Genomic DNA, 1,847 nt, shown 5'->3' with positions numbered 1-1,847 from the left:
GGTCGCTCGCTGTCCATAATTCACCATGGCTGTACTCCGACTTTTTACCTGAATCAACCACGGCGATTAACTCGGAACGTCCCCTCACTTCTAAAGAACGCTCATAAGCACTTACCAATGTTTCTTCACTGAATGCTCGTGTATGCTGATTGGCAGCAGCAATAATTTCTTGATGCTTTTTAGGTAAATAATTTGATAAATCAATGGACTGATTCCAGTCTTGATGTGCTAATACCTTAATCAAATTACAATAAATTTGATTCAAAGTCGCAATAAAGTCTTCGGCAAATAATTGATCGACATACAGCCATTTACTCATGAAACAGTCACCTGTTTCCACTGCCTGCAAATCAATCCACGCCTGAGAAGTTTGCCCACACCAATAACGTTTTTCTTTAAACTCATCCGCTTGTAAGAAGGTTTCTGAATCAAAGTGGTGTGATTTATTACCTACAACCCCAGTAAATACAATCGGTGAAACCGCTTCAGTGGCATCCAGTTCATGTAATTTACTTAAAGCCCTTTGCACTTCCATTCCTGTGTAAAGCGCGTGATTGATATCATCCCACATACGTTGATGCGTATGCTCAAAAGTATCAATCCAGCATTTGCCTGAATCTTTAAAGTGGAATAAATCAGTCGTCGTAAAATCGCCCCAAATCGCATTAGCCTCATCATGAATGGCATAACGATTAAACAGCGTCAGGGTAATCAAAAATTCCTTATGTCCTGAAAAATAAGCCAAGACACTGCCATACAAACTCAACAAAACCGAGGAATAAGATACCTGATAATCACTCGCTTTTTGCTTAAATAAGAGCCAATCTTCTTTATCTACGAGTAAAGTATGTGCCGAAAAGATAGGGTATTCAATTTGTTCAGGAGATTGCTTAAACGGAAAACTGGGACGTAAAGGCATGGATGGAAGCTTACTCTCCCAGTACTCTTTATCACGTGCATACCAAACCGAATGCTTTAGTAGCTGGTAGTATTCTTGATAATCTTTAAATGAAATACTTGGTGATGGAATTTGTTGCTCTGGATTACGATACAATGCACTGATTGCGCCGAAAAATGATAAACGACTCTTCACGTCCAATAAGATTAAATCCGAGCTCACATGCAACACCCACATAGTGCGAAACTGAGTGACTTCAAAAGCAAATAAAGGAAATGATTGTGGGTCATAAACCTGGTGTGATAAACGCTCTCGAATGAGTTGTAACTCTTTTTCATCTCCGGCCAAGTGACGATAGTCATTCACTTTAATCGAATAATGAGGTGTTTCATCCAAGGATAAAAATCGCTGTTGCAGCTGTTCATAAGAATAAACCGTACGCAACACAGGATATTCTTTGATCAAATAATTAATGATCGTTTCAAGCTTGGCGACATCCAGTGCAGGATAATAATATTCACTATAGACATGATTAGATACGTTACCAATTTCATATTCACCTAAACGTCCCAATAGATAAGCTTTCTGAATTTCGGTCATTGGGAACCATGCATATTGCTCAGCACTGGGCAACAAAGGTAAAGCCGCTAAATCTGCTTCACTTAAAACGCCTTTAAAATCACCTGGTGTATATTGCGGTTTGTCTTGGCGACTTTGGCAATGCGCCTTAATCGAATGTAAATGTTGTTGTAATGCATGCAGTAGCTGTTGGGTTTTCTGCTCATTCAAGCGTGCATCAACTCTCAATTTTAATCGGCCATCAACAATCATCCCCAATATATTGATTAGGTGATAATCCTGATTTTCCGGATGCATGGCTTGTCCAGAAGACTCATCAACCACATGCCAAAATTCAGCCTGCTGCTCAAACTGTCCCAGATAATTAAAA

General features: G+C 39.5%; 1 protein-coding gene. It reads right to left on the bottom strand.

Features of this window, described 5'->3' with window-relative positions; translation table 11 throughout:
* Window positions 1-1,847 (bottom strand): condensation domain-containing protein (locus tag Lgra_RS04780; RefSeq protein WP_157068254.1); only part of this gene is annotated, 1,847 nt, incomplete at both ends.

Source organism: Legionella gratiana (genome assembly GCF_001467695.1).
Lineage (GTDB): Bacteria > Pseudomonadota > Gammaproteobacteria > Legionellales > Legionellaceae > Legionella > Legionella gratiana.
Note: the sequence above shows the minus strand (reverse complement) of the source record. Positions and strands in the feature narration are given on the sequence as shown.